This window comes from Mycobacterium sp. SMC-17 (genome assembly GCF_045310915.1).
Classification (GTDB): domain Bacteria; phylum Actinomycetota; class Actinomycetes; order Mycobacteriales; family Mycobacteriaceae; genus Mycobacterium.
Genome location: NZ_JBJIAK010000092.1, coordinates 1 through 8,706, shown reverse-complemented (window position 1 = coordinate 8,706; position 8,706 = coordinate 1). Strand labels below are relative to the sequence as shown.

The following is an 8,706-nucleotide window of genomic DNA, read 5'->3' as shown; positions in this document are numbered from 1 at the left end:
TCAACTACGAGATCAGGGAATCCAACATCACGCCGGAAGCGGCATAAGGAACCCTCCACGATCTCGGGGGAACCACAATCGATACGCACGGAACTGATGCATGATCAGAGCAACATCCACATCACCGTTGTGCAGATGCCTGCGGTCAACACTCCCCAGTTCAGCTGGGTGCTGTCGCGGCTGCCACGTCACCCACAGCCGGTACCGCCGATCTATCAACCCGAGGTAGCGGCCCGGGCGGTTCTTTACGCTGCACAGCATCCTCGCCGCAAACAATATTGGGTCGGGATGAGCACTGCCGCAACAATATTGGGCCAACGGTGTGTTCCCGCACTCTTGGATCGCTACCTGGCGAGGAACGGCTATGCATCCCAGCAGACCGATGAACCGGTCGAGCCCGACAGGCCGAACAACTTGTGGGAACCTCGCGATGACGCGGCGGGCGCCGACCACGGAGCGCACGGGATATTCGACCCGCGCTCACATGATGTGTCGCCACAGCTGTGGGTGTCGCAACACGCTGGTATGACCGCTGCTGCGGTAGCCGCAGCTGGTGTCGCAGCGCTGAGCGCCGCCGTGTACCGCATATGGCAAGGCTGATTGAACGATCCAGATCAAGTCGACGATCGCAGCGTCGCGCTGCTAGAGCGCGTGCCGGTACCGGGAACCGGGGGCAGCGGTTGGGGAGGTTCTCATGAATGATCTGACGCCGGTGAGTGATGACGGACCCGGTCGCGATCCATCGGGTGCCGGCGCGCAGGGGCGCGGCGACGACGCAACATCCGCCCTGTGTTCGCCAGAGGTGTTGCGCGACTATGCATTATTGGCCGACGGTGAACGAGGCGTCGTAGTGGGTCCTCGCGGCGATTACGCCTGGTTATGTGTTCCCCGCTGGGATTCGGAGGCCGTCTTCTCCTCGCTCATCGGCGGCGCCGGAGGGTATTCGGTGACGCCCGCCGGAAACCGTTTTGTGTGGGGCGGGTACTACGAGCCGCGGTCACTGATCTGGCGGTCGCGCTGGGTCAGCACCGTCGGCATCATTGAATGCAGGGAAGCGTTGGCGTTTCCCGGCGACCCGCACAACGCGGTCGTGTTGCGCCGCATCATTGCCGTTGACGGCGACGCCGTCGTCCGCGCTCGGCTCGACGTTCGTGCGGATTTCGGCTCCCTGCCCATGACCGTTGATGAGCGCTTCGCGGGCGGGCTGGCCGCATCGTCGGGACGGTTCCGGATCCGCTGGAATGCCGGCGCCGACATCGTGATTCTCCCTGATGGTTCGGCTGAAGCGCAGATCATCGTGCCCGCCGGCCGTACTCATGATCTCGTGCTCGAGATCGCCGACTGCCCGATTCAGGCAGCTCCTGTTGAGCCCCAGCGATACTGGCGCACCACCGAAGATGCCTGGCACGCCGCGGTGCCCGTCTTCACCGGCTCACTGGCCGACCGGGATACGTGCCACGCCTACGCGGTGCTGCGGGGATTGACCAGCGCGCGCGGCGGAATGGTGGCAGCGGCGACGATGTCGCTTCCCGAACGCGCCGAACATGGGCGTAATTACGACTACCGCTACGCCTGGGTCCGCGACCAGTGCTACGCCGGTCTGGGCGTTGCCGCTGCCGGGCCCGGCGAGCTGCTCGACGGCTCAGTGCGCTTTGTCGCTGAACGGCTCATTGCCGATGGCCCTGAGCTCAAACCGGCCTACACGGTGGTCGGCGGCCTGGTGCCCGACGAACACCGACTGTCCTTGCCCGGATATCCGGGTGGCGGCGTGGTCAAGACCGGTAACTGGGTCAACCGTCAGTTCCAGCTCGACGCGTTCGGCGAAGCTTTGTCATTGTTGGCGACAGCGGGCCGCCTCGACCGCCTCGACCGCACACTGTGGTCGGCAGTCGAAGCTGCGGTGAGCGCGATCAGGCACCGGTGGCGGCAACCTGATGCAGGGATCTGGGAACTCGACAACGCGCGCTGGGCGCATTCGCGGTTGAGCTGTGCCGCCGGGCTACGCGCGATAGCCAAGATCGCCCCGCGCAAGCAGGCGGGCGAGTGGTCAGCATTCGCCGATGCGATCGTCGCAGATGCCGACACCGACTGCCTGCACCCGAGTGGCCGATGGCAACGTGCCCCGGGTGACCCACGGGTGGACGCGGCGCTATTGTTGCCCGCGCTTCGCGGCGCTGTCCCGGCCGATGACCCGCGCAGCCAGGCCACACTGGCCGCAGTGCGCAAGCAACTCAGTTCACAGGGCTACCTATATCGATTCCGCCACAACGGAATTCGGCTCGGTGACACCGAAGGCGCCTTCCTGCTGTGCGGATTTGCGATGGCGCTCGCCGAGCAGCAGCACGGACACCGCCGCGCCGCGGTGCGATGGTTTGAACGCAGCCGCGCCTCGTGCGGCCCGCCAGGACTGTTCACCGAGGAATACGACGTCAAGCAACGACAGCTGCGGGGCAATCTCCCGCAGGCCTTCGTGCATGCGCTGTGCTTCGAAGCCGCATTTGCGCTTACCGAAGACGGCGCCTGAGCCGCGCGAGCGCAGAGCGGCCATGGCGTCGACCTTCGCCAACTGAACCTGGTCGGGCGGCGCTGGCCCGCCGCATCAGCGGGTCTCCACCTGGGATCATGCTGAGCATGATGCGCGCCAGGTGATCTCGCCGACGCCGTTGCGTAGGAGGGGTTGCCGTAGCGGCGACAAGGTCGCGATATCCGGTGCCCGCCCAGGTGGTTGCGACCGCCGCATCAGCTAACCCCGTACGGACGCGGGAGTGATCGCCGCCCGCCAGCGCAATCGCAGTCAGCGCATGGACGGCGTCAACCCACACCCCCAACGCGAGCACCTCAGGGCTCGGCCGCAGTCCAGACGACACGGCCTGAGCGAGATGACGGGCGCCGAGCGCCCGGGCGATCAGCACACTCTTCGCATCGACCTTGGCGTCATGGATGTTCCCGATGACCTGTCGCGGCGCGAACAGCAGCGCCGCCGCCCAACCGGCGCGCGCCAGTTCGATTCTGCGTATTCGTGGCCGAGCCGGCGGAGGGCTCTTCGATGGGTTGCGAGAACCAAACGTGGAGCTGCCGCAAACCGCGTGGTCAATTGCGTTGCTGTTCATGACGTTTCTTTTGGTCGATGGACGGAGTGAACTCCTGCAGTGATCGGCGGTATCGCTTGGCGGTGGGCGCCAGCGACATGCCATGGCCGGGCTCGGTGGTGCAGGGGGTGAGTGTGCCGCCAGTTGCCGCGGGCACGCCGTTGAAGAGCACTGGTTCCAGTCGGGTGTGGTCGATGAAGTACTCAACGTGGCGCAGATTGGTAACGCAGGCGGCTACAGGGGCGTGCAATGCCGGCGCGCAATGCGCCGAAACCTGCAGATTGCGGGACGCTGCGACGGCGGCGCAGCCCAGCCAGCCGGTGTAGCCACCACAGCGGGTCGCGTCGAGTTGCAGGCAGTCCAGTGCGGGGGCCAGTTGCCGCGCACCGTAGAGGTCGCTGACGTATTCGCCGGCCGCGACATCGCAGCGCAGCGCGTTACGCAGGACGCCCAGACCCGCAATGTCGTCGCTACTGACCGGTTCCTCGAACCACACCACCCCCAGATCGTCAAGAGCGGCGCCGACACGGCGGGCCTGGCCGAGCGTGTAGCCGCCGTTCGCGTCGACCATCAGGTCCACCTCTGCACCAGCAAGCTCCCGCACCTGCTCGACCCGAGACAGGTCGCGGGCAACGGCGGTTCCCCAATCTTGACCGATCTTGATTTTCATCGACCGGCATCCGGCGGCGCGCCACTCCGATATCTGTTCGCCGAGCCCGATCTCATCGAGGGTCGTGAAGCCGCCGGAACCGTAGATCGGCACCGCCGACCGCGCCTGGCCCAACATCACGGTGAGCGGCAGGTCACAGAGCCGCGCCTTGAGATCCCATAGCGCGATGTCGACCGCGCTGAGCGCTTGCATGACCAGGCCCCGCGTGCCGAAGTTGCGGCAGTGGCGGTGCATCACCTGCCACGCCCCTCGGATATCGAACGGATCGCGGCCGCAGATCACGGCGGCCAGCTCCTCGCGGATGACTGCGGCGGCCGAGGACGAGCTATACGTCCACCCCAGACCGGTGGTGTCGCCCGCGTGCACCCGCACCACGACTGCAGTGGTCGCATCCCAACACAAAGTGCCGTCGGCCTCGGCCTGCGGCGTGCCGACGCGGTAGACCTCGACGTCGACATGCTCGATCGTTGAGTTATTCACGTGCACAGCGCTTCTCACTCGACGCACGGCATGCAGCGTGGTCGGCCATCAGATCAGCAGCGCGCGCGGCCAGCGCCATGATGGTCAACGCCGGGTTGGCCGCGCCCTGTGTCGGCATCGTGCTGCCGTCGACGACATAGAGCCGGTCGACGCCATACACTCGGTGCTCAGCGTCGATGACGCCTTCTTCTGCGCGTGCCGCCATCCGTGCCCCGCCGACAAGATGGGCGTAACGCTCGATCGTGATGACTTCCTCGGCGCCGGCCGCGCGCAAAATGTCGCCCATGACTGCGCCGGCAGCCCTGATCAGCTTCTTGTCGTTGTCGCATTGAGAGTAGGCGAAATGCGCGACGGCAAGCCCGTGGCGATCTTTCTCGTCGGCCAGCGTCACACGATTGTCAGGCTGCGGCAGTAATTCGCACAATGCACCCAAGGTCGCCCAATGCACGTAGTCGCGCATGTACTCACGCAGCGTGCATCCCCAATGGCCTTGCGCTCCAACATGTTCGGCCCAGGTGATCGGCATCGGACTGACGGTCTGGATGGACCAGCCACGTTGGTAGGTCTTGGTCGGGTCCGTCTCGTAGAACTGCTCGGAGCAAACCTCGGGTGGTGGCGCTTTGTACATGCGGATCTCGTCGCTGAACCGGCCCGCCACTTGAGGAGCGCCCTGAACCATGAGATGGCGACCCAGGTGATCGTGGTCGTTGCCCAACCCCTGGGGATACCGGGGGGTGGCGGACAGCAGCAGGAGCCGCGGTGTCTCGATCGAGTAGCCGGCGACGACGACGGCGGCGGCGCGTTGCCGCCGAAGGACACCGGCGTGCAGGTACTCCACGCCGGTCGCGCGCCCGGTGCGATCGTCGACGAGCACGCGCGCGACATGGCAGTCGGGCCGGATTTCGGCGCCGTGGGCCAGCGCGTCGGGAATGTGGGTGATCAACGGACTGGCCTTGGCGTTGACTTTGCAGCCTTGGATACAGAACCCACGATAGATGCAATGCGGCCGGTTACCGAACCGGCCGTTCGGAATTGCCACCGGGCCGACTCGCATCTGGATGCCGAGCCGCTCCGCGCCCCGCAGAGCGACCATGCCGTTGCCGCCGACGGGGTGAGGGCTGTGCGGGTAATCGTGGGGGTCGCCCCATGGCCAGTGCTGTCCGGCCACGGGCAGCTCGGCCTCGATCTGCTCGTAGTAGGGCCGCAGCTGCTCATAGCTGATAGGCCAGTCCGCGCCTACGCCCTCGGCGCTGAGCGTGTGGAAGTCCGAGGGGTGAAAACGCGGCACGTACCCTGCGTAATGCACCATCGATCCACCGACGCCCCGCCCGGAGTTGTTGGACCCCAAAGGAACCGGGTCGGCGCCGCCAATCTGTCTGGGATCGGTCCAATACAGCACATGCGAGGCACGCTCGTCGCTGACCCAGTCTGTATCGGGATCCCAGAACGGGCCGGCGTCGAGCACGACGGCGTGCCAGCCCGCCCGCGCCAGCCGCTGAGCCAGGGTCGCACCGCCGGCACCGGCGCCGACGATGACCACGTCGACCTCGTCGCTGTCGTCATAGCGACGCATGTCGTGGCGCAACCGATGATTCACCCGTGACCCATCGTTGGGAATGAGCCAGGCGGATTCGTTACGCGCGCGTACCCCATGGCCGTCAGCCACTCGCCGACCTTCCTGCGATGTCGTCGTGCGCCCTGCGGGCTTGTTCGATGCGCGCGGCGAACGGGATCGGGTCGTTATTGAGATGGTCTGCCACTTCCCACGTTTCACGCGCGTTCACGCCTGGATTGAGGTAGCCGCGCGGATAGGCGGGGCCGCCGAAGCCGATCTCGTTCCATGCCCACGGATGTGAGTAGAACGCGGTGGTGGCGTAGCGCATCCACAGGCTCCAGACGTGCTTGGCGGGCAACCGGTGCCATGGATCGCCGGCGGCAGCGAGGTCCTGCACGTCTTGCAGCAGAAGACCCTGGCTGCGGCGCGACAATTCGGTGTAACTGGTGCCGCTGTGGGCCTGCGCGTCCTCGTTGAGGTGTGCGAGGGTGACGCGCCAGGCCTGGCCGTCCTCGGGTAGATCGTCATAGTGCCAGCCGTCGGTTTCGCCCACTGAGAGTCGTTGGTCGATCAATGCAAGTACCGGCACCCTCGGTTCGCCGTCTTGGCCCAGTAGCAGGTCAAGCATCGGTTGAGCGATGCCCGCTTCGTCAGTGGTGAAGAATGACAGAGCATTTGGCAATGTCAGCCGTGCCAGCACCACTCCGGAAGTCGCGGCATCCCACACGTGGGCTTGATCCAGGACATCAAACCCCGGGAACCGGCCTTGCCTCTGCGGAGTTACCGCGTGCTCTGGCGGTGGGCGAAACGGCATCAGTGGTCAGCCCCGTCTCGATGCAGCGACAAGCTCTCTCGGCGCAGCACTGCTGCGAGCAAGCCCATACCGCCGACCAACGATGCCAACAGTGGCGCGAATGCTGGCGGACCTGACTCCATGTTGTATTTCGTCAGTCCGCCGGGCCGCTGCCGAATACCACGCCAATGTAAGTAGGTGCCCTGCAGTCCGTTGATCACGATCGCTGCGCTGGTCAGTGGCAGCACCGTGCGCGCCGCGCGCTGGGAGAAGAACCCGGCCACGCCCGCGGGGATCGCGGTGGGCAGCACGACGATCGGCCAATACATCATCTTGTTGCCGAAGCTGGCGCCATCGTGCGAGAAATAGATTTCACCGGCAGTGATGCCGGCGCCGACAGCGGTCAGCGCCGCCAGCGTACGCTCGAAACGGCCGGTCCTGATGTCATACAGCGCTTCCCCGAGGAGGTGCATCACGCGTCCTTCTCGCCCGGAAGGTACTGCTGCACTTTCTGTTTGAGTCCCTGTTTGATGAACCCGCCCGCGTCGTCATCGCCGCCGAGCACTGCCATGACCAAGGACTTCGCCTGTTCGAATGTCGCATGTGGGGGGATCGGCGGAACATCCGGATCGCACACCACATCAAGCACGGTTGGCCGGTCGGCCGCCAATGCGCGCTCCCACGCGGCCCCCAGTTCGAGAGCGTCGTCGATGTTTTCGCCGCGCAAACCTAGGCTGCGCGCGAACCCGGCGTAGTCGACGTCAGGTAGCGACTGTGAGGCGGCGAACTTCGGAGAGTTCTCCATCGCGCGCATCTCCCAGGTGACCTGATTGAGATCGTTGTTGTGCAGCACCGCGACGATCAACCGGGGGTCGGCCCACTGCCGCCAGTATCTGGTGATGGTGATCAGTTCGGCGAGCCCGTTCATCTGCATTGCACCGTCACCGACGAAGGCGATGCCCGGCCGGTCGGGATGAGCCCATTTGGCGCCGATCACGTACGGAACCCCCGGACCCATCGTCGCTAACGTGCCCGACAACGATCCCCGCACACCCGAGGTGAACTTGAGTTGGCGGGCATACCAATTGGCCGACGAACCCGAGTCCGCGGCGACGATCGCGTTGGACGGCAGCCGCTGGGACAGCTCGTAGAAGATCCGCATCGGGTTGATCGGGTCGGCCGTGGTCATCGCCCGGCGTTCGACGGTGTTCCACCACTTCTCTACGTGGTGTTCGACTTTCTCGCGCCAGGAGCGGTCAGTCTTGCGTTGTAACAACGGAATCAGCGCCTGCAGTGTCGCCTTGGCGTCGCCGACGATGTTCAATTCGTACGGATAGCGCATGCCGATCCACTGCCCCGAACGGTCGATCTGCACACCGCGCGCCTGGTCGAGCTTGGGCAGGAATTGCGTATAGGGGAAATTGGATCCGACGGTGAGCAACGTGTCGCAGTCCATCATCAGGTGCCAACTTGCCGTGGTACCCAACAGGCCGATCGAACCGGTCACCCACGGTAAGTCATCAGGCAGTACGTCCTTACCGAGCAGCGCTTTGGCTACCCCGGCCCCGAGCAGGTCGGCGACTTCGGTCAGCTCGTCGGCGCAGCCGCGCGCACCTTGGCCGACCAGCATCGCGACTCTCTGCCCGGCGTTGAGGATCGCCGCAGCCTGAAGTACCGCCTCATCGTCGGCGGCCACCCGAGCGGGGCTCAGCCCAAGACTGGACGGCACCTGCTTGAAGGCATGTCCGGGCGGCTCGTAGTCGAGTTCGAGCACGTCGGACGGAAAGATCAGACAGGTTGGGGCGCTCTGGCTGAGCGCGGTGCGGATTGCCCTATCGATCAGGTTGGGCAACTGTTGGGGCACGGTGCACATTTGCACGTAATCGCTGCACACGTCCTTGAACAGGCTGATTAGGTCAACCTCCTGCTGGTAGGAGCCGCCCATCGCTGATCGCTCGGTCTGACCGACGATGGCAACCACCGGCACATGGTCGAGCTTGGCGTCATAGAGCCCGTTGAGCAGATGCACCGCGCCGGGTCCGCTGAACCGCCCCAGGTTTGATGCCGCTGCTGTTTGAGTCCGGAAGGATGAGCAGCATGCCGAAGAAAATCGATCCTG

6 protein-coding genes and 1 pseudogene are annotated in these 8,706 nt (G+C 65.2%); 2 read left to right on the top strand and 5 right to left on the bottom strand.

All coding sequences use genetic code 11. The features are described 5' to 3' along the window. Both ACJH7A_RS29500 and ACJH7A_RS29495 read left to right on the top strand, forming a co-directional pair. Positions 1-600, top strand: a pseudogene (locus ACJH7A_RS29500) (hypothetical protein); the annotation flags it as partial. A gap of 94 nt (positions 601-694) precedes the next feature. Then, on the top strand, positions 695-2,524 hold the full coding sequence (locus tag ACJH7A_RS29495; RefSeq protein WP_212812405.1) for a glycoside hydrolase family 15 protein: 1,830 nt from the start codon (positions 695-697) through the stop codon (positions 2,522-2,524). A 566-nt stretch (positions 2,525-3,090) separates the two neighbouring features. Here the strand turns inward: ACJH7A_RS29495 and ACJH7A_RS29490 are convergent. The 5 genes from ACJH7A_RS29490 to ACJH7A_RS29470 form a co-directional block, all read right to left on the bottom strand. Continuing rightward, positions 3,091-4,239, bottom strand: coding sequence for an enolase C-terminal domain-like protein (locus ACJH7A_RS29490; RefSeq protein WP_212812406.1), 1,149 nt, complete (start codon positions 4,237-4,239; stop codon positions 3,091-3,093). Further along, positions 4,232-5,812 carry a GMC family oxidoreductase gene (locus ACJH7A_RS29485; RefSeq protein WP_212814905.1) on the bottom strand — a complete coding sequence of 527 codons (1,581 nt, stop codon included), beginning with the start codon at positions 5,810-5,812 and terminating at the stop codon, positions 4,232-4,234. Before ACJH7A_RS29485 ends, ACJH7A_RS29490 begins: the two co-directional genes overlap by 8 nt. Before the next feature lie 85 nt (positions 5,813-5,897). Further along, positions 5,898-6,521: a gluconate 2-dehydrogenase subunit 3 family protein gene (locus tag ACJH7A_RS29480; RefSeq protein WP_244872619.1), complete on the bottom strand. Its 624-nt coding sequence runs from the start codon at positions 6,519-6,521 to the stop codon at positions 5,898-5,900. Between the two features lie 86 nt (positions 6,522-6,607). Further along, the gene (locus tag ACJH7A_RS29475) at positions 6,608-7,060 is read right to left on the bottom strand and encodes a hypothetical protein (RefSeq protein WP_212814906.1); all 453 of its coding nucleotides are present in this window, start codon (positions 7,058-7,060) and stop codon (positions 6,608-6,610) included. Continuing rightward, on the bottom strand, positions 7,060-8,706 hold a 1,647-nt coding region (locus ACJH7A_RS29470; protein ID WP_406803229.1), incomplete at its 5' end, for a thiamine pyrophosphate-requiring protein. The genes ACJH7A_RS29470 and ACJH7A_RS29475, both read right to left, overlap by 1 nt.